A 25,313-nucleotide genomic window follows, 5' to 3' on the forward strand; every position below is an offset into this window, starting at 1 on the left:
AACTCAGCCTGTTCCCGTTTTATGCGGTGATCTATACCCGCGGCGATTGATTTCGGCACCGGATAGAGGCGCATACAGCCCTGCCAGCCATGCAACTTGAGCAGGCCGGGGTGTTGAACTCGTTCGGCCCGATCTTCCGGCGTATTGCCCCCGCTCAGTTCGGTGCGCGCAGCCGATAGCCGATCCCGGTCTCCGTGAGGATATATTGGGGGCGTTCAGGATTCTTTTCGATCTTCTGCCTGATCTGCCGGACGTAGACGCGCAGGTATTGGGTGTCGGTCAGACCGTCCCAGATTTCGCTCAACAAGAATCTGTGGGTCAGAACCTTGCCGGCGTGCTGAACCATCAGACGCAGCAGATCATACTCCTTGGGCGAGAGCTTTATTTCTTCTTCGCCCATCTTCACGATGCGACGCACCAGATCGACGGAAAGATCGCCGACATGGAAAATCGGTCGCTCGCCCTGCACCTGGAGCTGGTGCCGAAGCGCGGCTCGCATTCGTGCGAGAAGCTCATCCATGCCGAAAGGTTTCGTGACGTAATCGTCGGCGCCGAAATCGAGCGCCTGGACCTTGCCAGCCTCGTCGCCCCGGCTTGACAGAACCACGATTGGGACACCTTCGTTGCGCGCGCGGATCATCCTCAACAATTCGAGGCCATCGATGTCGGGAAGACCGAGATCGAGAATGATCAGGTCGGGATTCTGGGCCAACAACTCCAGGCCGGCCTTTCCGTTCGGCGCTTCCAGGACGTCATAGCCGTGAGTCCCCAAACCCATGCGCAGCAGCTTGCGGATGGGCGGCTCGTCGTCGACGACCAAAACCCGGAGCGTGGAAGCAGTCATGCGGCAGTGTCCAATTGCTTGGAATTCGCGGGAACGGGCATCCTGATCGTGAACACCGCTCCGGAGCGGTCCGAGCGGTTCGCCGCGGTGATCGTCCCGTTCATCGCTTCGATGAACCCCTGCGAAATCGCCAGCCCCAGGCCGGTGCCGGCCCGAACTTGATCACCCTTTCGTGCCCGATAGAACTTGTCGAAGATGTGTTCCAAATCGGCAATCGGAATACCGCCGCCCTCATCGAACACCTCCAGGCAGACCGAATTTTCATCACGCCAGCCCTCTATGCGGATGGTCGTCCCGGCCGGGGAGTACTTGGCCGCATTGTCCAGGAGATTGAACAGTGCCTGCTCGAACAGAACGGCATCGAGCATCAGCATCGGCAGGTCGGGGGCGAACTCCAGCTCGACCTCGTGCTGGTCAAGAATTCGGGCAGCGCGATCAAGCGCGCTTCCGACGATTTCTCCGACATCGTGCAGGGATGTGTTCGCAACGATCGCGCCCGATTCGAGCTTGGTCATGTCGAGGAGGTTGGCGATGAACCGGTTGAGCCGCTCGGCCTCGTCGATGATCGTCGCAAGCAGATCGGCTCTTTGCGCATCGGCGAGGTCGGGCCACATATTCCGCATCGCTTCCGCCGATCCGAGCACCGCGGAAAGCGGGGTCTTCAGGTCATGCGAGATCGATGTCAGGAGCGCCGACCGTAGCTGCTCGGTTTCAACGGTATGTTTGACGCGCTCCATGTCCTCGACCAGGTGGACCCGCTCGATCGCCAGCGCCGCCTGATCGGCCAAGGCGTCGAGCAGGCGACGCCCGTCCGGCGTGAGAAGCGGCCCCGGCTTGTCGCTGTCGATGCCGACAACACCCACCGCCCCGCGTCCGGTCCGTATGGGCAGGAACAAGCGCTTGGCACCGGGCAGGTTCTCGGAGCCGCGCCCGGCGGGGCGATTGCTTTGCCAGGCCCACTTGGCCGCCGCCAAATCGGCTTCGTCCAGAGTATCTTCGGGCGGATAGCCGGCCTTGACGGCAATCGAACCATTTTCCGGCAGGAGCAGGACCACCCGTACTTTCAGCATCAATGCTGTCTGGTAAGCAGTTGCCCAGAGAACATCGTCGAGGATACCGACGCTGGCGAGCTTTTGCGTGAAGGAATAAAGCAGCTCCGTGGTGCGGGCGCGGGCCATCGCAACGAGGGCGTGTGCGCGCGCCCGCGCCGCAACATTCGAAACGACAATGGCGACGATCGTGAAGAACAGGACAGCTATGATGTTCGTTGGATCGGAAATGAAGAATGTGTAGTAAGGTTTGGTGAAAAAGAAATTGTAGCAAAGCGCCGATACGACGCTGGCAAGAAGCGAAGGCCACAAGCCGAAGCGCACAGCGATACCGACGACAGCGGTGAGGAAGACGAGGTCGGTATTCGTGACGCCGATCAACGGCCATAACGCTATGCTCATTGCGACCGCCGCAGCGACTGCGAGCGCTGCATAAGCGTAGGGTAGAAAGTCGAAGGGCTGCGGCCGTTCGGCCGTCGTCACGGTCTTCCTGGGAATGAGATCGCTCTTCAGCTCCTCGCCGGCAATGACGTGAACGCTGATGTTGCCGGCGCCACGCAAAAGGTCATGCACGACGGAGCCGTGCAGAATCTCGAACCATCGCGAGCGGGTCGACTTGCCGATGACGATATGCGTGATGTTGTTCGCCTGTGCGTAGGCGATCAGGTCATCGGCGACACTGCGCGCGCCCCCTGGGATGGTAATGGCCTCTCCCTCAAGGCTCTGCGCCATGCGAAGCGTATCTGCTACGCGGTCACGCTGTTCTTCATTCAGCTGCAGGCTGCGCCGCGTTTCGATTGAGAGTGCCGTCCAAGGAGCGTGCAGGCGATCCGCGAGGCGTTTGGTGTAGCGTACGAGCCCTACGGCGCGTGGATCCTCGCTGATGCAGACCAGAATGCGTTCGCCGGCCGGCCATGGTCCGGCGATGGCGCGGGCCTGCATCTGGGTCAGCAATTGCTCGTCGACGCGATCAGCCGTGCGGCGCAGGGCAAGCTCACGCAGCGCCGTCAGATTGGCTGGCGAGAAGAAGTGCTCCAGCGCCCGCTCGGCTTGCTTGGGAATATAGACCTTCCCTTCCTTGAGGCGTCCGATGAGATCTTCCGGCGTGAGATCGATCAGCTCGACGGAATCGGCTCGGTCAAAGATTGAATCCGGAACCGTCTCCCGAACGCGGATTCGCGTAATCTGCGCAACGACGTCGTTCAGGCTTTCAATGTGCTGGATATTGACTGTGGTATAGACGTCGATGCCGCTGTTCAAGATTTCCTGCACATCGAGGTAGCGCTTGGGGTGGCGGCTGCCTGCTGCATTGGTATGGGCGAGCTCGTCGACGAGGACGATTTGTGGACGGCGCGCCAGGATGGCGTCGAGATCCATTTCCTCGAGCCATCGGCCCTTATACTCGATCCTTCGCCGAGGAATGACTTCCAGCCCTTCCAGCAGCGCCTCGGTCTCTATCCTGCGATGGGTTTCCACAACCCCCACGACGACATCGTGGCCGTCCTTTTTCCGGGCACGGGCGGTCTGCAGCATTTCGTATGTCTTGCCGACGCCAGGTGCGGCTCCGACAAAAATGCGAAGCTTGCCGGCTCGGCCTTCCTCCATCCGGGCCGCCTCGAGCAAGGCGTCGGGAGAGGGTCGCTTGTCATGGTCTCGTCGTTCTTCCGGCATCACGCCTCGATACTATCCGGATGTTGGCGAGAAAGCACCGCGTTTCGGCTCGCCGATCAAGCCGAACGCGATGCTCCGATTGTTCATTGAGCCGTCCCGACCTGGTCGAGTGCGAGATTGAGTTCCAGCACATTCACCAGCCGACCCGGGGTAAGGAAGCCGCCCGGCGCGAAAGCATGGTCCTTGACCAAGGCCTCGACTTGCGACCGCGAAAGACTGCGCGCCGTAGCGATCCGCGAGGCCTGATAGAGAGCGGCCTCCTCGCTGATATGGGGATCGAGGCCGCCGCCCGACGCTGCGGCCAATTCGGGCGGCAACGGGTTTTCGGCGGTAGCTCCGTATTGCGCGACGATCTCGCGAGCCCGATCAGTAAGATCGGGGCTTGTGGGCGACTTGTTGCTGCCTGCTGCGCCGGCGCCATTATAGTCCACCGCCGAGGGCCGTGACCAAAAGTACTTCGGCTGGGTGAATTTCTGCGCGATCAGCTGGCTGCCAGCCACTGTTCCGTCCGGGCGGGTTATCAGCGAACCTGCCGCGGCCTCAGGGTTGATGACCTGACCGATCCCCCAGATCACAGTCGCGTAGCCGGCAACGCAGATGAGCATGCTGGCCACGACGAGGCGGATGCTAGCGATGAAAGGTTCCATGTGCCTGTGCTCCAGCCTTCTTAGTTCATGTAGATGAGATGCTCTGCAACCGGTCCCAGCGTGGCAGCCGGGAAGAAGGTCAGAGCGCCGACGACGAGGATCGTCGCCACAAGCATGCCAGCGAAGGTTCCATCCTCCACGCCGAGCGTTCCCGCCGATTCCGCGGTCCGCCGCTTCGTCATCAGGGATCCGACGATCGCCAGCGGCAGGATGATGGGGATGAACCTGGCGAGCAGCATGACGATGCCGGTCGCCACGTTCCAGGGCACCGTGTTGTCGCCCAGTCCTTCGAAGCCCGATCCGTTGTTCGCACTCGCCGAGCTGAACTCGTACAGCATCTCGCTGAATCCGTGCGGGCCGATATTGTTCAGCACGTCCTGGCCCCACGGCGTGGCGGCGAAGATGGCGGTGCCGCCAAGAATGAAGAGCCCGTGGGCCAGAAGCGCGAGGATGGCGAGCTTGACCTCCCGGGCCTCTATGCGCCAGCCGAGGTATTCTGGCGTTCGCCCCACCATCATGCCGGCGATGAATACTCCGACGACGATATAGAGGAACATGTTGATCATGCCGACGCCGACGCCGCCGAAATCCTCGTTCAGCCACATGCCGATCATTGGCATGAGACCGGCGAGCGGGTTCAGGCTGTCATGCATTGCGCCAACCGAGCCGTTGCTGGTCGACGTGGTCAGCACGGCCCAGGTCGGCCCTGACGTAGTGCCGAAGCGCAGCTCCTTGCCTTCCAGGTTGCCGACAGTCTGTTCGATCGGAAGCTGGGCAAAGGCCTGCGTGGGAGCCGTTTCGAAATAGACAGCAAAAGTGATCCTGGTCAGCACCAGCGCCAACATCACGCCGAACACGACGGTTGCGTGACGCATGCGTCCGATAATCCGGCCGAACATCCACACGCATGCCATCGGGATGATGATGATGGAAATCATCGAGAGTGCGTTGGTCCAGAAGTTCGGATTCTCGAACGGGTGCGTGCTGTTTGGCCCGAAGAAGCCGCCGCCATTGGTGCCGAGCTGCTTGATGGCGACGAACGCCGCGACAGGTCCGCGTGCAATTGTCTGCTGGACGCCTTCCAGGGTCGTCGCGACCGCCGAGCCCTGAAACGTCATCGGCATGCCGCCGATCACCATGGCCGACGCGACAACGAGCGCCACGGGCAGCAGCACCAGAAACGAGGCGCGCTGCACGTCGACGAAGAAGTTGCCCATGCCTTTTCCCGCGAGACCGCGCGCAAGCGCTGCCAAGGCGGCAATGCCGGTCGCCGCCGACACGAACTGCAGCCACATCAGCGCGCCGAGCTGCGACATGTAGCTCCAGGTCGATTCGCCCGAATAATGCTGGAGATTGGTGTTGGAGGTGAAGGAAGCCGCAGTGTTGAAGATCAGGCTTCCTTCGGCAGCCTCCATGCCGTCCGGGTTGAGCGGCAGATGTTGCTGCAGGGCCAGGATGCCGAAGCTCACCACAAACATCACCACGTTGAAAACGAGCATGGCGACCAGGTACCGCTGCCAGTCCTGCTGCGCGCGCGTGATCGAGCCGCCGAAGGCTCGGAATATCCCGTTGAACCGTCCGGCCGCGCCGACGTCGGGTGCGTCCGGGTCCATCGCCCACTTCATATAGCGGCCGAGCGGCCAGGACAGAAGGGCAGTGCCGCCAACGATGAAAACGACGAATAGAATGGCATATGCAAACATGGATCAGCTCCCAGCGTCAGGCTCGATCGACCGACAAGGTCATCCAATAAAGGAGGGCAAAAACTGCGATTGCGAGCAGCAGATAGATCAGCACCATTGGAAAATCCTTCCGATCACGCGAGATGTAATGCGGATACGAGCATGTCGATGAGCTTGATCCCGATGAACGGTATGATCAGCCCGCCCAATCCGTAAATCAGCAGGTTTCGGCGCAGCACGGCTGGCGCGCCGATGGCTCGATATGCAACGCCCTTTAGTGCCAGCGGCACCAGCGCGATGATGATCACCGCATTGAAAATGATGGCCGAAAGGATTGCGCTCTGCGGCGTCGCCAGGCCCATGATGTTCAGTGCTCCCAGCTGTGGATACAGAGTCACGAACATCGCCGGGATGATCGCGAAGTACTTCGCCACGTCGTTGGAGATCGAGAAGGTCGTCAAGGCGCCGCGGGTCATGAGAAGCTGCTTGCCGATCTCGACGATCTCGATCAGCTTCGTCGGATTGGAGTCGAGGTCGACCATGTTGCCGGCTTCGCGTGCAGCCTGGGTGCCCGTGTTCATGGCGACGCCGACATCCGACTGCGCGAGCGCCGGGGCGTCGTTGGTGCCGTCGCCGCACATCGCGACGAGCTTGCCCTTGGCCTGTTCATCCCGGATGAGCTTGAGCTTGTCCTCGGGCGTCGCCTGGGCGAGAAAGTCGTCGACACCGGCCTCAGCCGCGATCGCCGCGGCCGTCATCGCATTGTCGCCGGTGATCATGATGGTGCGGATGCCCATAAGCCGCAGTTGCTGGAAGCGCTCGCGAATGCCGCCCTTGACGATGTCCTTCAGATGCACGATGCCGAGCAACTTGCCGTCCCGGGCGACAGCAAGAGGTGTGCCACCCGATTTGGCGACCTCATCGGCGATGGCGTTGAGCTCGCGTACAGCGTCGGGGCTCGGCGCCGAGCGTGCGGAACGGGATGTGCCTGCGCCCGCAGCCGCGCCCGGTGAGACATTGAGGAAGCGCAGGACGGCATCTACCGCGCCCTTGCGGATCCACGAGTCGCCGATCTCGACGCCACTCATGCGGCTTTGGGCCGTGAACGGAATGAAGTTAGCACGGCTCTCGCCGACATCACGTCCACGAATCCCGTATTTCTCCTTGGCCAGCACGACGATCGACCGGCCTTCCGGAGTCTCGTCGGCAAGCGAGGCAAGCTGCGCCGCATCCGCGAGCTCCTGCTCGGATACGCCGCGGATCGGCCGGAATTCAGTCGCCTGCCGGTTACCCAGCGTGATCGTTCCGGTCTTGTCGAGCAGCAGCGTATCGACGTCGCCGGCAGCTTCTACGGCGCGGCCGGACATGGCCAGCACATTGAAGCGAACGAGGCGATCCATGCCAGCGATGCCGATGGCCGACAGCAGCGCGCCGATGGTCGTCGGGATCAAGGCGACAAACAGCGCGACGAGAACCGGGATCGGGATGCTGCCGCCGGCATAGCTCGCGAAACTGGGGATCGTCGCCACCGCCAGAACGAAGATGATGGTCAAGCCTGCGAGCAGGACATTGAGGGCGATCTCGTTCGGCGTCTTCTGGCGCTCGGCGCCTTCTACCAGCTTGATCATGCGATCGAGGAAGGTCGAGCCTGGCGCGGCTGTGATTCGCACCTTGATCCAGTCGGACAGCACCTGCGTGCCGCCGGTCACCGCCGAGCGGTCGCCGCCCGATTCCCGAATGACTGGCGCCGACTCGCCGGTGATCGCCGCTTCGTTGACGGAGGCAACACCCTCGACAACCTCGCCATCCGACGGGATCGTATCGCCCGGTTCGACCAGGACGACATCGCCAACCTTCAAGCTCGTGCCCGGGACGGTCTTGTACTTGGAACTATCGGATTCCGTCAGGAGCTTGGCCTGCGTTTCAGTCCGTGTCCTTCTCAGCGTATCAGCCTGCGCCTTGCCGCGCCCCTCCGCCACTGCTTCGGCGAAGTTCGCGAACAGTATCGTGAACCAGAGCCACAGGATAATCTGGAATGTGAAGCCGAGACCCTCTGCGCCCACCGCCAGATCGCGCAGAAAGAGGACAGTGGTCAGCGCCGCGACAACCTCGACCACGAACATGACGGGATTCTTCGCAAGGACCCGCGGATCGAGCTTGGCGAAGGCAGAGCCGATCGCCGGTCCTATGATCTTTGGATCGGCCAATGCCGAAACCGGCATCCGCTTGCGCAGGTTCGAAGTGTCCATCAACGTAACTCCGTCGGTCAGAATGGTGTCTTAGCTTGCGTGCCAGGAGGATGGGCGATCCCGCCCCTGGACCGTCGTCGCCGGTCCGGATCATGACCGCTTCCTAGAATCGGTCGGGCCGCAGCAGCGCATAGGTGAGATAGATCAGCAGGCCCACTGTCACGACACCTGCAAGCGCGTAGTCGAAAATCATCACAGCCTCCTCGGCATGCTCCATGCGACGTACAGTTCAGGAGGTGTGAGATGCCTCCTTTACCAGGTACGCTTCTGGAGCGCATTCAGGGCATGCGAAGGTCACCGCCCCATGGTGCGGTTACTTGCCAGTCAACGCATATGTTTTCGAGAGGGGAGCAAAGTCGGAATTATAGGAATCTCATATAGATGCGGCGCACCAGCTCAATCGGCCGAGCTCCGCGGTTCGGGCAATCGCGCCGCTGAAGCCGGCCAAAGAGATACCTCCTGCTGTATGGAATCGAAAAATGTTGAACTTGACGGAATCGAATTGTTGCGCGAGGGACACTGACCAAAACTCCGACATTCATAGTCGTCATATGACGGCAATGCTTCGGTCGGATACCCGCGCATGAGGGTCTAGGGGCTTTGAGCCCACCAATTCCGCCCCAGCGAGGCTTTAACCATGGCATCACCAGGCAACTGCTCTATATGTTTGGAGGTTCTGTTTGCAGGAATGAATGGATGTCGCGACTTCGCCTATTGACGATCTTCATGTCAGCAATGCTGGCAACGGCTATGTTGCCGGGCGCAGGTCCGGCGGCCTCGGCGCAGGTCCTCAACCCCGCCAATCGCAATACCTTGGTCCAGCAAAACGAATTGCAGATGCTGGAGAACAGGCTGCGGCGGCAGCAATTTCAGCAGCAGCAGCAGCAGTTCCGCGCCCAGGATCGCGAGATCGCGCCGCAGCAGCGCCCCGATGTGCCGCAGATGAAGCCCACTTGCCAGTTGCAGCGTTCGGGCAACGGCTTCGTCAGCACCTGCCGCTGATGAGCCGGCGCTTTCCACTTATTTAGCCGACTTATGTGCTTGAACGCCGCTGTGCTTGAAGTAGCATCAAAGTCGTTTTGATTTCGCAACGTGCCTTTGTGCTTGGGCACTGCCCTGATTGGATCGTCGGGAATGGTAGCCACCAAGAAGAAGGTCGTACGCAAGGCGAGGAGGGGTGAGCGGGTTCGTCAGGTCGCTGCGATTCCCTTTCGGCTGAGCGAGCGTGGCGATATCGAGGTGATGCTGGTCACCTCGATATCGACAAGGCGCTTTATCGTGCCCAAGGGTTGGCCGATGAAAGGCAAGAGCGGGCGCAAGGCAGCCACCATCGAAGCGCAGGAGGAAGCCGGCGTCCTCGGCAAGACGCTGAAGCAGCCGGCAGGCACGTATTCCTACTGGAAGCGGCTGACGAACCGCTTCGTCCGCGTCGACGTCACTGTCTATCTGCTGGCGGTGACCGAGGAACTGGCCAACTGGCAGGAGGCCAAAAGGCGGCAGCGGGCATGGCTGGCGCCGGAAGACGCGGCGATGCTCATCGACGAGCCCGATCTGTCGACGCTGCTGAAGAACTTGAAGGTTCCCCAGCCCGCGCCCGCTTAACGCAAGTCGAACGAAAGCCTCATTTGGAGCCGTCATCCCCCTCGGGAAAAGGCCGCACCGGCGTGCCGGTATAGGCCCAAAGCCACTCGCGCGGCAGCGGCCCCTTGTTGCGGTCGGTCTCCTGCGACTGCTCCCACGCATGCGCCAATATGCCGACCGAACGAGACAGCACGAAAAGGCCGCGCGTCAGCGGCGGCGGGAAGCCGAGTTCGCCATAGATGACGGCGGTGGCGCCGTCGATGTTGAGCGGGATTTTCTTGCCCTTGCGCCGCGCGACCTCCGCCTCGACAGCCTCGGCGATGTCGGCGAAACGTCCGCTGACGACGCCACGCGCGGCAAAATCGCGGGTCAGCTCGATGAGGCGCGGCGCTCGCGGATCGACCGGATGGAAGCGATGGCCGAGCCCCGGCACATAGGATTCTTCGTCGGCGAAGAAACGATCGAGCCGCGCCGGGACGGCATCGGCAAGCGCCGTCCCTGCATCCAATGCCGCGGCGATGTCGCCGTAGAAAGCAAGCGCCTGCTCGCCGGCGCCACCATGCACGTCGCCAAGCACATTGATGGCCGATGCCATGGCGCTGTTGATGCCGACGCCGCAGGTGGCCGCCATGCGGGCAATGGCGATCGACGGCGCCTGCGGCCCATGGTCGACTGCGGCACCCAGCGCAATGCCGAGCAGCGCCGCCTGCTCCTCACCAGGCAGTTCGCCGCGCAACATCAGCCAGATCATCGCTGGAAAGCTGACGCGGCCGATCAGATCCTGGATCTCGTAGCCTCGCAGCCGGATCACGCCGGGGCGCATCTCGATGATGCCGGTTTGCCACCATTCCTCGCCGCGCTCGCGACCGGTCTTTTTCCCAGCGCTGCTCATGTTCTCGCGCCGCTCATGCCTGCGCTCGCGTTTTTGCCCGGGGCTGCAAGCCGGCAAACACCTCGTCCGTATGCTCGCCCAGCGCCGGCGGCGGCTTGGTCGGCAAGGGTGCCGCGCCATCGACCATGAACCCGCCGCGCACGACGGTCAGCGGCCGGTCCACCTTCGACACGCCATCGAAACGGGTGGTCATGTCGCGCTCGATCACTTGCTGCTCGGCCAGCACCTGCGGGATCGTCAGCACCCTGCCCGCCGGCACGCCTGCGCGATTGAGCGTCTCCTCCCAGACCGCGGCCGAGCCGCTCGCCAGGGCGTCCTCGATCAATTCCTTCAAGGCGATGCGGTTGCGCTTGCGCATCTCGCGCTCGGCAAAGCGCGGGTCCGACGCCAGCTCCGGCAGCCCGATCAGCCGGCAGAGCGTGACAAATTGCTCCTGCTTGTTGGCGGCGATGTTGAGCAGGCCGTCGCCGGTGCGAAACGTGCCGGAAGGTGCCGCCGTCATGTTCTCGTTGCCCATAGGCCGCGGATCGACATCAGCCGTCAGATAGTTGGAGACCGGCCAGCCCAGTGCGGAGAGCGTGCATTCGAGCATCGACACGTCGAGAAAGGCGCCCTCGCCGCTCGTCTTCTGCCTCACAAGTGCAGCAGTGATGGCGAACGCCCCGACCAGCCCGCCCAACGTGTCGGCGACGGGATAGCCGACACGCAGCGGCGCGGTCTCCGGCGTGCCGGTGATGCTCATGATGCCGGAAAGTCCCTGGATGATCTGGTCGTAGGCAGGATTGTCGCGCATCGGCCCCGTCTGGCCGAAGCCCGAAATCGCGCAATAGACAAGGCTGGGACGGACCTCTTTCAGCCTTGCATAGCCGAGCCCCAGCCGGTCCATCACGCCGGGGCGGAAGTTCTCGACCAGCGCGTCGGCGGAGGCGACCAGATCGAGGAAGCGTTCGCGATCGGCCTCTTTCTTGAGATCGAGCACCACCGATCGTTTGCCGGCGTTCTGCGCCAGGAACGAAGCGCCCATGCCGGTGCTGTTGAGTTCCGGCGAGCCGCCGAGCTGGCGCGCCAGATCGCCGCCTTGCGGCGCCTCGACCTTGATCACATCGGCCCCGAGCAGCGCCAGCTGATAGGCGCAGTAAGGGCCAGCCAGAACATTGGTGAGGTCGAGGACGCGGATGCCGGACAGCAGATCGGTCATGATGTCACGAACGCTCAGGCATCGCCCGGCACATGCTCGGGCCCACGCCTGCGCCTGTGCTCGACGTAAGCCCAGATATGCGGTCCGACCAGCCCGATGAACGCCAGTGTCAGCAGCGTCAGCGACAGCGGATGCTTGTAGAACACCGACCAGTCGCCGTTCGAGATCGTCATCGCGCGGCGGAACTGCGTCTCGGCGAGCGGCCAGAGGATCATGCCGATGATGACCGGCGCCGTCGGGAAATCGAAGCGCCGCATCAGGAAGCCGGCCGCACCGAGCAGATAGAGAATGACGAGGTCGACCGGCGACTGCGAAATGCCGTAGGTGCCGACCGTGGCGAACACCAGGATGCCGGCATAGAGCTGCGGCGTCGGGATTTTCAGCAGCCGCACCCACAACCCGATCAGCGGCAGGTTGAGGATGACGAGGATGATATTGGCGATGAACAGGCTGGCGATCAGCCCCCAGACCAGGTTGGACTGGGTCATGAACAGCAGCGGCCCGGGGTTGATGCCATAGCTCTGGAAGGCCGACAGCATGATCGCGGCCGTCGCCGAGGTCGGCAGGCCGAGCGTCAGCATCGGCACCAGCACGCCGGCGGCCGATGCATTGTTGGCGGCTTCCGGGCCGGCAACGCCTTCGATGGCGCCGACCGTGCCGAACTCTTCCTTGTGGTTGGAAAGTTTCTTCTCGATCGCATAGGACAGAAAGGTCGGGATTTCGGCGCCGCCGGCCGGCAGAGCGCCGATCGGGAAGCCGAGCAGGGCGCCGCGCAGCCAAGCCTTCCACGAGCGGGCCCATTCGGCGGCGGTCATGTAGAGCGATCCCTTCAGCGGCACGATCTCGTCCTTGCCGGCATAGCGGCGCGAGGCCATGTAGAGCGTCTCGCCGACCGCAAAGAGGCCGACGGCGACGACGATCACGTCGACGCCGTCGAGCAATTGGCTCATGCCGAAGGTGAAGCGCGGCTGGCCGGTCTGCAGGTCGACGCCGATCATGCCGATGACGAACCCGGCGAACAGGCTGGTCAGGCCGCGCACCGACGACGAGCCGAGCACCGCCGAAACCGTGATGAAGGCCAGCACCATCAGCGAAAAATATTCAGCCGGACCGAAAGACAGCGCGAGTTTGACCACGCCCGGCGCCAGGAAGGCGACCCCCAGCGTGCCGAGCGTGCCGGCGACGAAGGAACCGATCGCCGAGGTGGCAAGTGCAGCGCCGCCGCGGCCGGAACGAGCCATCCTGTTGCCTTCCAGCGCAGTGACGATGGTAGCGCTTTCGCCCGGCGTGTTGAGCAGGATCGACGTCGTCGAACCGCCATACATGGCGCCGTAATAGATGCCGGCAAACAGGATGAAGGATGCTTCCGGCGCAACCTGATAGGTGATCGGCAAAAGCAGGGCTATGGTCAGCGCCGGTCCGAGGCCGGGCAGCACGCCGATCGCGGTCCCCAGCGTCGTGCCGAGCAGGCACCACATGAGATTGACCGGCGTAAAAGCGACCGAAAATCCATGCGCGAGATGGCCAAGCGTTTCCATGGCTTCAGGCCCTCAACATACGGATGATCGAATCGAGGACTGGGTTCAGCTGGTTCTCGATGAAGCCGGCGCCGATACTGACGCCAAGCGCTCTGGCGAAGCCGAAATAGGCGGCAAGCGCCAGGATCAGGCCGAGCAGCACGTCACGCAGCGGATGTCTGCTGCCAAACCCGTGGCAGATGAGAACGAACATGATCACCGAGGCCGCGGTGAAGCCAAGCGGTTGGATCAGCACAAGGTTCGCGACCAGTCCGACGGCGACGATGCCCATCGCCTTCCAGTCGGTCGGCGTTTCCTTTTCTTCCTCCGGTTGCCAGCCGCCCCGCAGCGCGGCCACGATCAGCAGGAGGGAAAGGATCGTCATGCCGATCATGGTGATGTAGGGAAAAACGGTCGGGCCGACCTTGGAGTAGAGCGGCGACACCGGAATCGCCAGCGTCTGCCAGGCTACGGCGCCGGCGCAGGCGAGAAGCCCGATACCGATCAGCAATTCGGGCACGGCAAGGCGCGGCCGCGCCGCCTGCTGGTCGCTGGTGCTCATGATCGTCCTCCCTGGATAGCCGGTCTCCCAACAGCCGACCTCACCGCAGTTTCACTCGCTCTGGATCGTATGTCCATGCGGCTGGCCAACTTCGGAAAGGGGCGACGCGGGCCGCCCCTTTCCGAAGACATCAGGCAAGGCCGAGATCCTTGAGGATGGCCTCGATTCGGGTCGTGTCTTCGGCGAGGAATTTCGCGTAGTCGTCGCCGGTGAGCAGAATTTGCGTCCAGTTGCGGTTCTTGCATTCGGTGGCCCAGGCATCACTTTTGGCCATCGTCTCGACCAGCGTGATCATTGCCGCCTTGTCGGCGTCGGAAACGCCGGGCGGTGCGAAGACGCCGCGCCAGTTGAACAGTTCAACATCGATGCCGGCTTCCTTCAGCGTCGGTGCGTCGATGCCTTCCTGGCGTTTGTCCGCGGAAATAGCGAGCAGCCGAAGCGCACCTGCCTTGACCTGTTCGGAGAATTCGCCAAAGCCGGAGATGCCGGCCGCGACCTGGTTGCCGAGAAGCGCCGACAGCGCCTCGCCGCCGCCGGCGAACGGCACATAGGAGAGGTTATTTGCCGGAACACCGGCCGTCTTGGCGATGAGGCCGAACAATATGTGGTCCGAACCGCCGGCCGAACCGCCAGCCACCGGAACCTTTGTCGGGTCAGCCTTGAGGGCGGCGACGAAATCCGCTGCTGTCTTGAACGGCGAGGCCGCCGGCACCACCAGCGCCTCGAACTCGCCGGTAAGGCGGGCGATCGGCGTGACCTCGGTGAGATTATTGGCCGATTTGTTGGCGATGATGGCGCCAACCATGACCATGCCGGCAACCATCAGCGAATTGCCCTTGCCGTTCCACTGGCTGATGAACTGCGGCAGGCCGACCGTGCCACCGGCGCCGCCGACATTGGTGATCTGCGAACCGGAGATCAGCTTCTCACTGCGCAGCACCTGGTCCATCGTGCGCGCTGTCTGGTCCCAGCCGCCGCCGGGCGCTGCCGGCACGAAGATCTGGATCTGCGGTGCATCCTGCGCGAAAGCGGGCGAGAGATGCAACGCCGCGAAACCGGCGGCGCCGGCAGCAGCGGTGCTCATTAAAAATCTGCGTCTGTTCAGCATGGGACTCCTCCAATCACGACACCTCCTCGGTGCCTGCCGGCAACGTAGCCTGAATTCAGGCCCGCTCGACAAAAAAATCCATGCAATCTTTGCCTCATTCTGTCAACAGGAACGGCATTCTGCTGGACAGAACTCTCTGAATGCGCCACAAGTGTTTCGATCGGCCTTTTGTCCAACCGGGAAACGGAACGACGTGGTCAAGCAGACGGCCAGCACACAATCCGGGCCTGCCTCGGCCGACGGCGTTGCAGCGCTCGACCGCGCGATCGCCATCCTCAATGCTTTCGCCACCGCCGACCGGTCGCTCAGCCTCGCCGAAATCGCGGCGCGGACCGGCCTCTACAAGAGCACGATCCTGAGGCTGGCGCACTCGTTGCTGCGCGGGCAGTTGCTGGAGCGTCTCGACGATGGCCGCTATCGCGTCGGCCCTGCCACCTTCCGGCTGGGCGCCCTCTACCAGCGTTCGGTCGTGGCGGTCGACATCCTGTTGCCGATCATGCGCGATCTCGGCGATCGAAGCTGGGAAAGCGTCGCTTTCTATGTCCGTTCGGGTGACGTGCGTACCTGTCTCTACCGAGTCGAGTCCAAGCATCCGATCCGCTACACGATCCGGGAAGGCGACGTGCTGCCCTTGCTGGCCGGCTCCGGCGGTCGCGTGCTTGCCGCGTTTTCAGGTCAGCAAGGCGAGCCTTACCAGACGATCCGCAAGACCTACCATTGTCTGTCGGTCGGCGATCGCGACCCCGAGACGGCGGGCGTCTCGGCACCGGTGTTCGGGCCGGGACACACCTTGCTCGGCGCATTGACGCTGTCCGGCCCGAGCACGCGCGTCGATGCGGCCTTTCTCCAGCGCATGAAAAGTCCACTGCTCGATGCTGCCGCGCGCGCCACCCGCGCTTTCGGCGAAGACGCCTCGACGCTCGAACAGGCGGCCCGCAAAGCGGGCGCCGAAGCGGAAGGCGTAGAGAGCCTCGGTTCGGCCTGACCGGAACCACAGGATGGCAGGCAGCCCCCCTCAAGGCTGCCGTTCCAGCAGGATCGTCGCATTGTCATGATAAGTGGTCCGCAACACTTCCCTGTAGCCGCATTTTGCCGCGACGTTCAGTGAAGCGGTGTTTTCCGGATCGATGATGCAGACGGTCCTTGCGCGCTCGAATGCCTCGTCGCCCCAGGCGAGAACCCGACCGACGACTTCGCTGGCGAACCCTTGGCCATGTGCGCACGAGACCAGTGCCCAGCCGGCTTCCGGCACGCCTTCGATCGACGGCACCATGCCGCGCTTCAGATCGTGAAAGCCGGCCTCGCCGATGAAGCGGCCGGATGCCTTGTCCTCGATCGCCCAGAAGCCATAGCCCAGCAGCGACCACAGGCCGGCGTGACGCAGGAAGCGCATCCAGCTTTCCTCTCGCGTGCGCGGCTTGCCGCCGATGAAACGGGTGACGGCCGGATCGGCCCACATGGCGACATAGGCATCGAAATCATCGAGCCGGTGCGGTCGCAGGATGGTGCGCGGCGTCTCGATGACGGGAACGACGACCGCCTGTGGACTATCCATGAATCATGCCTCGGTTGCATCGCTATGCGTAGCAAATCGCCTGTACCGAACAAGGGCCAAAGCCTGTGCAGATCATCTTCCAGCCCAATGTGAATCCTGCCCATCGGTGCTACTTTCTCGCCAACAGGTGATTCAGCGGCGTCCGCCGTGCCGTCCGACGGAAGGAAAAGGGCATGGATACCACCGATCTTCTGCTTGCCATCTTTCATCATCTGCTGGTGTTTTCACTGGCAGGCATCATCGGCGCCGAATTCGTCCTGATCCGCGGCGACCTGCACGCCGCGACGCTCCGGCGGCTTATCGGCATCGATCGCCATTACGGCATCATCGCCATGTTGATCATCATCGTCGGCATCGCCCGCGTCATCTACGGCCTGAAGGGCTGGGAATTCTACGTCTACAACTGGGTGTTCTGGGCAAAGATCGCGGCGTTCGCCGTCGTCGGCCTGTTGTCGATCATCCCGACTGTCCGCTTCGTGTCCTGGAACAGGCAAGCCACGGCCAGCCCCGGCTTCCAGGTGCCGGCGGCGGAACTTGCATCCGTTCGAACCTATGTCCGCGCCGAAGCGCTCATCTTCCTGCTGATCCCGGTCTTCGCGGCGGCGATGGCGCGCGGCTACGGCTACTGAATTTCGCCTACCGGCCCAAGCGGCGCGATTTCAACCAGCGGCGCCGGCACGCTGGTCGTCTTCACCTCAGCCTTGCAGATATCGGCGATGACACAGGCCGGACAATCCGGCTTGCGCGCCTTGCAGACATAACGCCCATGCAGGATCAGCCAGTGATGCGCGTGGCGCATATATTCGTCCGGAATGATCCTCAACAACCCCTGCTCGACCTGTTCCGGCGTCTTGCCGGGCGCCAGCCCCAGCCGGTTGCCGATGCGCAGGATATGCGTATCGACCGCCATCGTGTGCTGGCCGAAGGCCATGTTGAGCACGACATTGGCCGTCTTGCGTCCGACGCCCGGCAGCTTGACCAGCTGATCGCGATCGTCGGGCACCTCGCCGCCATGGTCGCGGATCAGCGCTTCCGACAGCGCGATGACGTTCTTGGCCTTGTTGCGCCAAAGCCCGATGGTGCGGATATAATCGCCGACCTTGGCCTCGCCGAGCGCCAGCATCTTTTGCGGCGTGTCGGCGACCTTGAACAGCGCCCGCGTCGCCTTGTTGACGCCGGCATCGGTCGCCTGTGCCGAAAGCACCACCGCCACCAGCAGCGTGAAGGGATTGATATGTTCGAGCTCGCCCTTCGGCTCGGGCCGCTGAACGGAAAAACGCCGGAAAATCTCATGCACCTCGGCCGGGCTGTAGGGGAACCGCACCGGCCGAAGGCGCGGCTTGGTGTTCGAGCCATCGCGTCGGCCGGGGGGCAGTTGATTTTCGAGCGAGGAGGAATTTTTGGACTTGGGGTTCGTCATCCCCTCCCTATAATATCCCGCGATGAGCGACACAAACGCCTCATTTCAGGCCGACGAGCCATTCTTCCAGGCGTTGCTGACACCGCATCGGTCGCTGGGCAAGACCGGTTTTGCCATCTTGATGGGCGCTCTGCTGTTCGGCTGGTTGGTCACCGGAGCGTTTTTCCTGTCGCGCGGCGCCTGGCCGGTGTTCGGCTTCCTCGGCCTTGACGTGATTGCCGTCTACATCGCCTTTCGCGCCAATTATCGTGCCGCCCGCGCCCGCGAGGAGGTGTCGGTCTCGCGTACCAGCCTCGACATCCGCAAGACCGCACCCTCCGGCAAATCGGAAGCGCATCGCTTCAACCCGTTCTGGGCGCGTTTTTCGGTCGCCCGCCACGCCGAGATCGGCATCACCAGGATGGCGGTGGAAGCACAAGGCCAGAATGTGCCGATCGGCGGCTTCCTCAATCCCGACGACCGCGAGAGCTTTGCGTCAGCCTTTTCGCGGGCACTGGCGACCGCGAAGGCGCGTTAAAGCCAATACACGCCCGCGAATCAGCCCATTCGGCGTCCGGCCGGTGCCTCATCCGCGAAATGGTCTTTCAGTAGGCAACCGGCTCTCCAGACGGTGATTCAGCAGCGTCTCCTCCTCCTGCTGAGATGCACCTTTTCGCCAACCATGATCGGCTCTTTTCCCAAAGCCGGCCTCCATTTGGGCATGTGCCCCGAGAAGGCAAGTTTCGGGTGGTGACCGGAGCCATGAAGGACGATATTCACTGTCAAGGAGAAGGTCCCATGAACGCACAGACAGCTATTCTGGAAAAAGACATCACGCCCGAAGGCAGCGACTACGAAATCGTCCGTCACGCCATCGAGAAGATCAGCCTCGATTACCGCGATCAGCCCTCGCTTGAGGTCCTGGCCGAGGAAGTCGGCGAGACGCCGACCGGCCTGCAAAAACTCTTCACCCGCTGGGCCGGCCTGTCGCCCAAGGCCTTTTTGCAGGCTGTCACGCTCGACCATGCGCGCAAGCTGCTCGATTCCGGCATGCCGCTGCTTGAGGCCTCTTTTGAGGTCGGCATGTCAGGCCCCGGCCGGCTCCACGATCTCTTCGTCACTCACGAGGCGATGTCGCCGGGCGACTACAAGACGCGCGGCGCCGGGCTGACCATCCGCTACGGCTACCACATTTCGCCCTTTGGCATCGCCCTAATCATGGTCACCGAGCGCGGGCTTGCCGGCCTCGCCTTCAACGATGCCGGCGGCGAGCGGGCGGCCTTCGCCGACATGTCCGGCCGCTGGCCGAACGCAACCTATGTCGAGGACATGGCGGCGACGGCGCCCTATGCCGCGCGCATCTTCGATCCGGCGCTGTGGCGCGCCGACCAGCCGCTGCGCGTCGTCATGATCGGCACCGACTTCCAGGTCCGCGTCTGGGAGGCTCTGCTGCGCATCCCGATGGGCAAGGCCTGCACCTATTCCTCGATCGCCGCCCGCATCGGCGCGCCAAGCGCCAGCCGGGCGGTGGGTGCCGCGGTCGGCGCCAATCCGATGTCTTTCGTGGTGCCGTGCCACCGGGCTCTCGGCAAGTCCGGCGCGCTCACCGGCTACCACTGGGGCCTGACCCGCAAACGCGCCATCCTTGGCTGGGAAGCGGGACAGGTCGGGTCTTGATGATCCGCCCATAGGCTTGGGCCAGCAGCGCGCGTTCATCTCGCGCGCTCTGGCAAGCAGCGGCCTTACGGAGTAGCTTCCCGCCAAATCAGCAGGAGGCATTCCTTGATCATCGTCATCGGCTCGATCAACCTCGACCTTATCGCCAGTGTCGACCGCTTGCCCGCACCAGGCGAGACGGTTCGGGGCTCCGGCTTCACAACCGCGCCTGGCGGCAAGGGCGCTAACCAGGCGCTGGCCGCCGCGCGCGCGGGCGCCAAGGTGCGCATGGTCGGCGCGGTCGGCAAGGACAACTTCGCGGCGGACGCGCTGGCCCTGTTAAGAGAGGGCAAGATCGACCTGTCCGGGGTCGGTGAAACCTTCGCCTCAACCGGCACGGCGTTGATCATGGTCGCCGACGACGGCGAGAACGTCATTGCCGTGGTGCCAGGCGCCAATGATTCGGTCGTGACAGGCGACCTTTCCAAGGCGTTTATGAAGAAGGGCGATGTCGTGCTCCTGCAGCAGGAAATCCCGCTGCAGACCGTCGATGCAGCACTGGACGCGGCACGGACGGCAGGCGCGGCCACCGTGCTCAACACAGCACCGTTCCGCAGCGAGGCGACAGTCTTCCTCGGCAAGGCCGACTACGTCGTCGCCAACGAAACCGAATTCGACCTCTACGGCGAGGCGCTGTCGCTGAGCGGCCGCGATCGCCCGGCGCGGATGCGCGACTATGCCGGGAAGACCGGCCGCACAATCGTCGTCACGCTCGGCGGTGACGGCGTTCTGGCCGCCACGCCCGAAGATTTCCTGACGATTCCGGCGCTGAAAGTCACCCCGGTCGACACGGTCGGCGCCGGCGATACGTTTTGCGGCTATTTCGCCGCCGGGCTGTCATCCGGCCTGCCGCTCAAACAGGCGCTCGCCCGCGCTGCCGCCGCCGGTTCGCTCGCCTGCCTGAAGCCCGGCGCCCAGCCGGCGATCCCGCTGGCGAAGGAAGTCGACGCGGCGTTACAAAAATCCGCAAGCTAGGTGAGAGCCATGCGTCCTGCCACGAAACACGCCGTGCCGCCCGCCGGCGACATCTGCCGTCTGTCCGCCGTGGATCTTGCCGACGCGATCCGGCACCGGCGGCTTTCCGTGCGCGAGGTGGTGACGGCATTCCTCGACCGGATCGACGCAGTGAACCCGCTGGTCAACGCCATCGTTTCGCTGCGCGACCGTACCGACATCTTGTGCGAGGCCGACAAGGCAGACGCCCATCTGGCGCATGCGGGAGATGCCGGACCCCTGTTCGGCCTGCCGATCGCCATCAAGGACCTTGCACAGACCAAGGGCCTCAGAACCAGCTTGGGCTCGCCGATCTTCGCCGATTTCGTTCCGCAGGAGGACGACTTCTTCGTCGAGCGCATCCGCAAGGCCGGCGCCATCATCATCGGCAAGACCAACGTTCCCGAATTCGGGCTTGGCTCCAACACCTACAACACCGTATTCGGTCCGACGCTCAACGCGTTCGACCCGGCCTTGACCGCCGGCGGTTCGAGCGGCGGCGCGGCGGTAGCACTTGCGCTCGACATGGTGCCTGTCGCCGATGGCAGCGACTTTGGCGGCTCGCTGCGCAACCCGGCCGCCTACAACAATGTCTATGGCTTCCGTCCGTCTCAGGGACTTGTTCCGGCCGGCCCCGACCTTGACGTCTTTCACGCACAGATGGGCGTCGAAGGGCCGATGGGCCGCAGCGTGCGCGACATGGCGCTGCTGCTCGACGAGCAGGCTGGCTACGACCCTCGCGCGCCGCTCTCACATCACAAGCAAAGCTCTTTCACAGAGGGGCTGCAGGCGGCAGCGGCAGGCGGCCGCATCGCCTGGCTCGGCGATCTCGGCGGCCATCTGCCACTCGAAGCAGGCATTCTTGATCTTTGCGAAGCTGCCCTCGATCGGTTGGCGGACGCATCCTTCGTGACGGAGCCGCTGATGCCGGATTTCGACTTCGAAGCGCTGTGGCGGGCCTTTGTGACGCTGCGCCAGGCGAGCAGCGGTTGCGCGCTCAAGGCGCATTACGACGATCCCCTGAAGCGCAGTCTTCTGAAGCCGGAGGCCGTGTGGGAGGTGGAACATGCGCTGCGCCTCACGGCGCCGCAGATCCACGCCGCCACGGTGAGGCGCTCGTCCTGGCACAAAACGCTGCTGTCGCTGTTCGAGCGCTTCGACCTCGTCGCGCTGCCGACCGCGCAGGTCTTTCCGTTCGATATCAGCACGCATTGGCCGAGCGAGGTCGCCGGGCGAGCCATGGACAGCTATCACCACTGGATGCAGGTTTCCGCCTTCGCCACGCTGGGCGGCTGTCCGGCGATCAACGTGCCGGCGGGCTTCGACGCCAAGGGCAGGTCGATGGGCATGCAGTTGATCGGCCGGCCGCGCGGCGACATGGCCGTGCTGAGAGCAGCGGCGGCCTATGAGGCAACGCTGCCATGGCAGGCCGGGGTCTAAGCCGGGTCGAGGCTGCCAGCTATATATCCTGCCAGCTTGCGCCAACGCCACCGCCATGCATTGATCACGGCCGGCCGCGTCGCAAGCGGCATTCTATCGGGGAAAGACCCATCTATCGAGGATAGCCATGTCGCTGGAGCTATACGCCACCTATCTTGTCGCCTGCCTCGTCATCATCCTGGTGCCCGGACCGACGGTCACGCTGATCATCGCCAACAGCATCCGCCATGGCACTCGCGCCGGCCTCGCCAACGTCGCCGGCACGCAGGCCGGGCTCGCCATCATGATCGCTATCGTCGGCATCGGCTTGACCTCGCTGATCGCGGGCATGGGCCACTGGTTCGAGTGGGTCAGACTGATCGGCGCCGCCTATCTGATCTGGATGGGCGTGCAGATGTTCCGCTCCAAGGGCAAGCTGAACGCCGACGGGTCGGCGAAGAAGCCGCATGGCGGCTTTTTCCTGCAAGGGCTGCTGGTGGCGATCAGCAATCCGAAGACGCTGGTGTTCTTCGGCGCCTTCTTTCCGCAGTTCATCGCCCCTGAAGGCAACCACGCGCTGCAGATCGGCGTCATGGGCCTCACCGCCATGATCTTCGCCGCCGTATCGGATTCGACCTACGCGCTCGCCGCCGGCCGCGCCGGGCGCCTGCTGTCGGCCGGCCGCGTCAAGCTCCTGTCGCGGATCAGCGGCAGCTTCCTGATCGGCGGCGGCCTGTGGCTGGCGTTTTCAAAGGCGAAGTGAGGCGCGCCTCCCCTCATCCCCCTGCCGAGACCTTCTCCCCGTGAACGGGGAGAAGGAAGCTTTCAAAGCCGCCCCAGCCTTTCCAGCAGCAGCGCGAAGAAGGCGTCGTGATCGATGTCGCGCATCACCGTGGCGTTCTTCGGCCGTTTGGTGACGCCCCACCAGTCGATTACGGTCATGCCCATGGTAAGCTCCGAGGCGGTTTCCACGGTGACGTTGCAGTTGCGGCCCTTGAACAGCTCCGGCTTCAACAGATAGGCGATGACGCAGGGGTCGTGCAGCGGACCGCCGTCGGTGCCGTATTTCTCCTCGTCGAAGCGCTCGAAGAATTCCAGCATCTCCGCCGTGGCCATGCCGACCCTGGTGCCGAGCTTGCGGAAGGCTTGAGTGCGCTTGGCCGTGGTCAGCGCCTTGTGGGTGACGTCGAGCGGCATCATAACGACCGGGATGCCGGATTTGAACACGACATTGGCGGCATGCGGGTCGACATAGATGTTGAATTCGGCGGTCGGCGTGACATTGCCGCCCTCGAAGAAGCCGCCGCCCATCAGCACGATTTCCTTGACGCGCGGCGCGATCTTCGGCTCGCGGATCAGCGCCAGCGCGATGTTGGTGAGCGGCCCGAGCGCGCAGAGCGTGATCGTGCCACTCTCTTCCTTCATCAGCGTCTCGACGATGAAATCGACCGCGTACTGGTCCTGCAGCTTCATTGTCGGTTCGGGCAATTGCGGTCCGTTGAGCCCGGTCTCGCCATGCACCTCCTCGGCGGTGACAAGTTCGCGCGCCAGCGGCCGGATGGCGCCGGCATAGACCTTCATGTCAGGCCTGCCGGCCAGTTCACAGATCTTGCGTGCATTCTTTTCGGTGAGCCTCAGCGGCACATTGCCGGCAACTGCGGTGATGCCGACGATCTCCAACTCGGCGCTGCCGAGCGCCAGCAATATGGCGACGGCATCATCCTGGCCGGGATCCGTGTCGATGATGATCTTGCGGGATTTGGGCATTTCAATTCCTTGTTTGGGGAGTCTTTTTGGGCGGGACTTTTGACGGCTTGAACTTGGCCCCGGGGCGGACCATATCAAGACCATCGGGAAAAATGCCATCCGGGTTTTTCCACTTTATGTCGCTCTTGAGAGGACAATGTAACATGAGCCGAATGACGCCTTTTTCCAGCCCGCTTCTCCTGGGCTTCGACGCCATGGAAAAGACCTTGGAGCGTCTGGCGAAGTCGGGTGACAGCTACCCTCCCTACAACATCGAGCGCCTCAACGGTGCCGACGGCAAGACCGAAAGGTTGCGTATCACCCTCGCTGTCGCTGGTTTCGCGGAAAACGATCTCGATGTGACCACGGAGGAGAACCAGTTGGTTGTGCGCGGTCGTCAGAACGACGACACCGAGCGCGAATTTCTTCATCGCGGCATCGCCGCGCGCCAGTTTCAGCGCTGTTTCGTGCTGGCCGACGGCATGCGGGTGATCGCGGCGGAGCTGAAGAACGGCCTTTTGTCGATCGATCTCGATCGGCCCGAGTCCGAACGGCTGGTACGGAAAATAAACATATCGGTGAAAGACTGATCTTACCGATGGCTCTCATGCGGGGCGGCCTTTGAGCGGCGTCCTCGCGCCAAGGAGGCTTGAAATGACCAGAACTGACGAAAATCTCATCATGACCAGTGGCGAATTCGCCCATCTCGGCGAAGGCTCGGTCGCCTATCTCAGGAAAGTGTCGAGCGACGATCTGCGCGGCCGTTTCCCGGGCCTCGGCGAAATCGCGCCCGGCCTGGAACTGTGGGCGCTGTTTGCCGCCAATGGCCAGCCGATCCTGCTTTCGGACGCCCGTGACCGGGCGCTGGCCGGCGCCATGGAAAACGACCTGACCACCGTCGCCATTCACTGACGGAACGGCACGATCTGGTTGGAAACGGACAGGGCCGCTCACGGCGGCCCTTCAATGGATTTAATCAAGAAAGCTCAAGCCGCGTGCGAGGCCTGCGTGTCCGATAAAAGCGCGTGGATCGCGGCGGCGTCGCGGGTGCCCCTGATCTTGGCCACCGTGTCGGCGTCGCGCAGCACCCGCGCAATGCGCGACAGCGCCTTGAGGTGGTCGGCGCCGGCGCCTTCGGGCGCCAAAAGCAGGAACACCAGATCGACCGGCTGGTCGTCCAGCGCCTCGAAATCGACAGGCGTCTCCAGCCGGGCGAAAACCCCGGCGATCCGCTTGACCCCGGCCAGCTTGCCGTGCGGGATGGCAATGCCATTGCCGACACCGGTCGAGCCCAGCCGCTCGCGCTGCAGGATGGTGTCGAACACCTCCCGTTCCGGAATGCCGGAAATCGCCGCCGCCCTTTCGGACAGCATTTGCAGCAGCTGCTTTTTGGAGTTCGCCTTCAACGCCGGCAAGATAGCCGGAACGTTGATAAGATCGCTCAGATCCATACTTGAAATCCCTTGTTCGCCTGCCGTCGCCAGC

General features: G+C 63.2%; 26 protein-coding genes. 11 read left to right on the forward strand and 15 right to left on the reverse strand.

What is annotated here, in order from left to right:
- Positions 1-154: 154 nt before the first annotated feature.
- The 6 genes from EJ066_RS02560 to EJ066_RS02585 all read right to left on the reverse strand — a co-directional run bounded on the left by EJ066_RS02560 (position 155) and on the right by EJ066_RS02585 (position 8,335).
- Complete coding sequence (locus EJ066_RS02560; protein WP_126034666.1) at positions 155-844, reverse strand: response regulator transcription factor; 690 nt, start codon at positions 842-844, stop codon at positions 155-157.
- Positions 841-3,564, reverse strand: coding sequence for a sensor histidine kinase KdpD (locus EJ066_RS02565; RefSeq protein WP_126034667.1), 2,724 nt, complete (start codon positions 3,562-3,564; stop codon positions 841-843). The genes EJ066_RS02560 and EJ066_RS02565 overlap by 4 nt, the downstream gene beginning before the upstream one ends.
- Positions 3,565-3,647: 83 nt before the next feature.
- Positions 3,648-4,211 carry a potassium-transporting ATPase subunit C gene (locus EJ066_RS02570; RefSeq protein ID WP_126034668.1) on the reverse strand — a complete coding sequence of 188 codons (564 nt, stop codon included), beginning with the start codon at positions 4,209-4,211 and terminating at the stop codon, positions 3,648-3,650.
- A gap of 20 nt (positions 4,212-4,231) precedes the next feature.
- Complete coding sequence (kdpA, locus tag EJ066_RS02575; RefSeq protein WP_189644417.1) at positions 4,232-5,914, reverse strand: potassium-transporting ATPase subunit KdpA; 1,683 nt, start codon at positions 5,912-5,914, stop codon at positions 4,232-4,234.
- 113 nt (positions 5,915-6,027) lie between these two features.
- Positions 6,028-8,142, reverse strand: coding sequence for a potassium-transporting ATPase subunit KdpB (gene kdpB / locus EJ066_RS02580; RefSeq protein WP_126034669.1), 2,115 nt, complete (start codon positions 8,140-8,142; stop codon positions 6,028-6,030).
- A 103-nt stretch (positions 8,143-8,245) separates the two neighbouring features.
- Complete coding sequence (locus EJ066_RS02585) at positions 8,246-8,335, reverse strand: K(+)-transporting ATPase subunit F (protein WP_126034670.1); 90 nt, start codon at positions 8,333-8,335, stop codon at positions 8,246-8,248.
- Positions 8,336-8,838: 503 nt separating this feature from the next.
- On the opposite strand from EJ066_RS02585, the gene EJ066_RS02590 reads away from it, so the two are divergent.
- Together EJ066_RS02590 and EJ066_RS02595 are read left to right on the forward strand one after the other, a co-directional pair.
- On the forward strand, positions 8,839-9,144 hold the full coding sequence (locus EJ066_RS02590; RefSeq protein ID WP_126034671.1) for a hypothetical protein: 306 nt from the start codon (positions 8,839-8,841) through the stop codon (positions 9,142-9,144).
- 132 nt (positions 9,145-9,276) lie between these two features.
- Positions 9,277-9,744, forward strand: coding sequence for an NUDIX hydrolase (locus tag EJ066_RS02595; RefSeq protein WP_126034672.1), 468 nt, complete (start codon positions 9,277-9,279; stop codon positions 9,742-9,744).
- Positions 9,745-9,763: 19 nt separating this feature from the next.
- Here EJ066_RS02595 and EJ066_RS02600 read toward each other — a convergent pair whose 3' ends face one another.
- From EJ066_RS02600 to EJ066_RS02620, 5 genes are all read right to left on the reverse strand, one after another.
- Positions 9,764-10,615, reverse strand: a complete 852-nt coding sequence (locus EJ066_RS02600) for a citryl-CoA lyase (RefSeq protein ID WP_126034673.1) — start codon at positions 10,613-10,615, stop codon at positions 9,764-9,766.
- A 13-nt stretch (positions 10,616-10,628) separates the two neighbouring features.
- Complete coding sequence (locus tag EJ066_RS02605; protein ID WP_126034674.1) at positions 10,629-11,813, reverse strand: CoA transferase; 1,185 nt, start codon at positions 11,811-11,813, stop codon at positions 10,629-10,631.
- A 14-nt stretch (positions 11,814-11,827) separates the two neighbouring features.
- Positions 11,828-13,351 (reverse strand): tripartite tricarboxylate transporter permease, encoded by a 1,524-nt coding sequence (locus EJ066_RS02610; RefSeq protein ID WP_126034675.1) that lies wholly within the window; start codon positions 13,349-13,351, stop codon positions 11,828-11,830.
- 4 nt (positions 13,352-13,355) lie between these two features.
- The gene (locus EJ066_RS02615; RefSeq protein ID WP_126034676.1) at positions 13,356-13,892 is read right to left on the reverse strand and encodes a tripartite tricarboxylate transporter TctB family protein; all 537 of its coding nucleotides are present in this window, start codon (positions 13,890-13,892) and stop codon (positions 13,356-13,358) included.
- A 130-nt stretch (positions 13,893-14,022) separates the two neighbouring features.
- Positions 14,023-15,000 (reverse strand): tripartite tricarboxylate transporter substrate-binding protein, encoded by a 978-nt coding sequence (locus EJ066_RS02620; RefSeq protein WP_126034677.1) that lies wholly within the window; start codon positions 14,998-15,000, stop codon positions 14,023-14,025.
- A 193-nt stretch (positions 15,001-15,193) separates the two neighbouring features.
- Between EJ066_RS02620 and EJ066_RS02625 the strand changes: the two genes are divergently transcribed.
- On the forward strand, positions 15,194-15,985 hold the full coding sequence (locus EJ066_RS02625; protein ID WP_126034678.1) for an IclR family transcriptional regulator: 792 nt from the start codon (positions 15,194-15,196) through the stop codon (positions 15,983-15,985).
- Positions 15,986-16,015: 30 nt separating this feature from the next.
- On the opposite strand, the gene EJ066_RS02630 is transcribed toward EJ066_RS02625, so the two are convergent.
- The gene (locus EJ066_RS02630; protein WP_126034679.1) at positions 16,016-16,555 is read right to left on the reverse strand and encodes a GNAT family N-acetyltransferase; all 540 of its coding nucleotides are present in this window, start codon (positions 16,553-16,555) and stop codon (positions 16,016-16,018) included.
- Between the two features lie 173 nt (positions 16,556-16,728).
- Here EJ066_RS02630 and EJ066_RS02635 point away from each other — a divergent pair, with 173 nt between their 5' ends.
- The gene (locus EJ066_RS02635; protein WP_126034680.1) at positions 16,729-17,184 is read left to right on the forward strand and encodes a DUF2214 family protein; all 456 of its coding nucleotides are present in this window, start codon (positions 16,729-16,731) and stop codon (positions 17,182-17,184) included.
- Here the strand turns inward: EJ066_RS02635 and nth are convergent.
- The gene (nth, locus tag EJ066_RS02640; protein WP_126034681.1) at positions 17,178-17,975 is read right to left on the reverse strand and encodes an endonuclease III; all 798 of its coding nucleotides are present in this window, start codon (positions 17,973-17,975) and stop codon (positions 17,178-17,180) included. The two genes, EJ066_RS02635 and nth, sit on opposite strands and share 7 nt — an antisense overlap.
- A gap of 22 nt (positions 17,976-17,997) precedes the next feature.
- Here nth and EJ066_RS02645 point away from each other — a divergent pair, with 22 nt between their 5' ends.
- The 5 genes from EJ066_RS02645 (at position 17,998) to EJ066_RS02665 (ending at position 22,845) form a co-directional block, all read left to right on the forward strand.
- Positions 17,998-18,492: a DUF2244 domain-containing protein gene (locus EJ066_RS02645; protein ID WP_126034682.1), complete on the forward strand. Its 495-nt coding sequence runs from the start codon at positions 17,998-18,000 to the stop codon at positions 18,490-18,492.
- Positions 18,493-18,752: 260 nt separating this feature from the next.
- The gene (locus tag EJ066_RS02650) at positions 18,753-19,631 is read left to right on the forward strand and encodes a methylated-DNA--[protein]-cysteine S-methyltransferase (protein WP_126034683.1); all 879 of its coding nucleotides are present in this window, start codon (positions 18,753-18,755) and stop codon (positions 19,629-19,631) included.
- A gap of 105 nt (positions 19,632-19,736) precedes the next feature.
- Entirely contained in the window at positions 19,737-20,645 is a 909-nt protein-coding gene (locus tag EJ066_RS02655) for a ribokinase (protein WP_126034684.1), read from the forward strand.
- A gap of 9 nt (positions 20,646-20,654) precedes the next feature.
- Positions 20,655-22,103, forward strand: coding sequence for an amidase (locus EJ066_RS02660; RefSeq protein WP_126034685.1), 1,449 nt, complete (start codon positions 20,655-20,657; stop codon positions 22,101-22,103).
- Positions 22,104-22,230: 127 nt separating this feature from the next.
- Complete coding sequence (locus EJ066_RS02665; protein ID WP_126034686.1) at positions 22,231-22,845, forward strand: LysE family translocator; 615 nt, start codon at positions 22,231-22,233, stop codon at positions 22,843-22,845.
- 62 nt (positions 22,846-22,907) lie between these two features.
- Here the strand turns inward: EJ066_RS02665 and EJ066_RS02670 are convergent, their stop codons facing one another.
- Complete coding sequence (locus EJ066_RS02670) at positions 22,908-23,849, reverse strand: nucleoside hydrolase (RefSeq protein ID WP_126034687.1); 942 nt, start codon at positions 23,847-23,849, stop codon at positions 22,908-22,910.
- A gap of 143 nt (positions 23,850-23,992) precedes the next feature.
- Here EJ066_RS02670 and EJ066_RS02675 point away from each other — a divergent pair, with 143 nt between their 5' ends.
- Both EJ066_RS02675 and EJ066_RS02680 read left to right on the forward strand, forming a co-directional pair.
- Positions 23,993-24,418, forward strand: a complete 426-nt coding sequence (locus tag EJ066_RS02675) for an Hsp20 family protein (RefSeq protein ID WP_126034688.1) — start codon at positions 23,993-23,995, stop codon at positions 24,416-24,418.
- A gap of 64 nt (positions 24,419-24,482) precedes the next feature.
- Entirely contained in the window at positions 24,483-24,740 is a 258-nt protein-coding gene (locus EJ066_RS02680) for a DUF1150 family protein (protein ID WP_126034689.1), read from the forward strand.
- Positions 24,741-24,814: 74 nt separating this feature from the next.
- Here EJ066_RS02680 and ptsN read toward each other — a convergent pair whose 3' ends face one another.
- Positions 24,815-25,279, reverse strand: coding sequence for a PTS IIA-like nitrogen regulatory protein PtsN (gene ptsN / locus EJ066_RS02685; protein WP_095488401.1), 465 nt, complete (start codon positions 25,277-25,279; stop codon positions 24,815-24,817).
- Between the last annotated feature and the right edge of the window lie 34 nt (positions 25,280-25,313).

The sequence above is a fragment of the Mesorhizobium sp. M9A.F.Ca.ET.002.03.1.2 genome, from assembly GCF_003952365.1.
GTDB lineage: Bacteria > Pseudomonadota > Alphaproteobacteria > Rhizobiales > Rhizobiaceae > Mesorhizobium.

Bases quoted from the DNA above. Each gene is read 5' to 3' on its own strand.
- EJ066_RS02560 (WP_126034666.1), bottom strand. From the start codon at position 844: ATGACTGCTTCCACGCTCCGGGTTTTGGTCGTCGACGACGAGCCGCCC.
- EJ066_RS02565 (WP_126034667.1), bottom strand. From the start codon at position 3,564: ATGCCGGAAGAACGACGAGACCATGACAAGCGACCCTCTCCCGACGCC.
- EJ066_RS02570 (WP_126034668.1), bottom strand. From the start codon at position 4,211: ATGGAACCTTTCATCGCTAGCATCCGCCTCGTCGTGGCCAGCATGCTC.
- kdpA (WP_189644417.1), bottom strand. From the start codon at position 5,914: ATGTTTGCATATGCCATTCTATTCGTCGTTTTCATCGTTGGCGGCACT.
- kdpB (WP_126034669.1), bottom strand. From the start codon at position 8,142: ATGGACACTTCGAACCTGCGCAAGCGGATGCCGGTTTCGGCATTGGCC.
- EJ066_RS02585 (WP_126034670.1), bottom strand. From the start codon at position 8,335: ATGATTTTCGACTACGCGCTTGCAGGTGTCGTGACAGTGGGCCTGCTG.
- EJ066_RS02590 (WP_126034671.1), top strand. From the start codon at position 8,839: ATGTCGCGACTTCGCCTATTGACGATCTTCATGTCAGCAATGCTGGCA.
- EJ066_RS02595 (WP_126034672.1), top strand. From the start codon at position 9,277: ATGGTAGCCACCAAGAAGAAGGTCGTACGCAAGGCGAGGAGGGGTGAG.
- EJ066_RS02600 (WP_126034673.1), bottom strand. From the start codon at position 10,615: ATGAGCAGCGCTGGGAAAAAGACCGGTCGCGAGCGCGGCGAGGAATGG.
- EJ066_RS02605 (WP_126034674.1), bottom strand. From the start codon at position 11,813: ATGACCGATCTGCTGTCCGGCATCCGCGTCCTCGACCTCACCAATGTT.
- EJ066_RS02610 (WP_126034675.1), bottom strand. From the start codon at position 13,351: ATGGAAACGCTTGGCCATCTCGCGCATGGATTTTCGGTCGCTTTTACG.
- EJ066_RS02615 (WP_126034676.1), bottom strand. From the start codon at position 13,892: ATGAGCACCAGCGACCAGCAGGCGGCGCGGCCGCGCCTTGCCGTGCCC.
- EJ066_RS02620 (WP_126034677.1), bottom strand. From the start codon at position 15,000: ATGCTGAACAGACGCAGATTTTTAATGAGCACCGCTGCTGCCGGCGCC.
- EJ066_RS02630 (WP_126034679.1), bottom strand. From the start codon at position 16,555: ATGGATAGTCCACAGGCGGTCGTCGTTCCCGTCATCGAGACGCCGCGC.
- EJ066_RS02635 (WP_126034680.1), top strand. From the start codon at position 16,729: ATGGATACCACCGATCTTCTGCTTGCCATCTTTCATCATCTGCTGGTG.
- nth (WP_126034681.1), bottom strand. From the start codon at position 17,975: ATGACGAACCCCAAGTCCAAAAATTCCTCCTCGCTCGAAAATCAACTG.
- EJ066_RS02645 (WP_126034682.1), top strand. From the start codon at position 17,998: ATGAGCGACACAAACGCCTCATTTCAGGCCGACGAGCCATTCTTCCAG.
- EJ066_RS02650 (WP_126034683.1), top strand. From the start codon at position 18,753: ATGAACGCACAGACAGCTATTCTGGAAAAAGACATCACGCCCGAAGGC.
- EJ066_RS02660 (WP_126034685.1), top strand. From the start codon at position 20,655: ATGCGTCCTGCCACGAAACACGCCGTGCCGCCCGCCGGCGACATCTGC.
- EJ066_RS02665 (WP_126034686.1), top strand. From the start codon at position 22,231: ATGTCGCTGGAGCTATACGCCACCTATCTTGTCGCCTGCCTCGTCATC.
- EJ066_RS02670 (WP_126034687.1), bottom strand. From the start codon at position 23,849: ATGCCCAAATCCCGCAAGATCATCATCGACACGGATCCCGGCCAGGAT.
- EJ066_RS02675 (WP_126034688.1), top strand. From the start codon at position 23,993: ATGAGCCGAATGACGCCTTTTTCCAGCCCGCTTCTCCTGGGCTTCGAC.
- EJ066_RS02680 (WP_126034689.1), top strand. From the start codon at position 24,483: ATGACCAGAACTGACGAAAATCTCATCATGACCAGTGGCGAATTCGCC.
- ptsN (WP_095488401.1), bottom strand. From the start codon at position 25,279: ATGGATCTGAGCGATCTTATCAACGTTCCGGCTATCTTGCCGGCGTTG.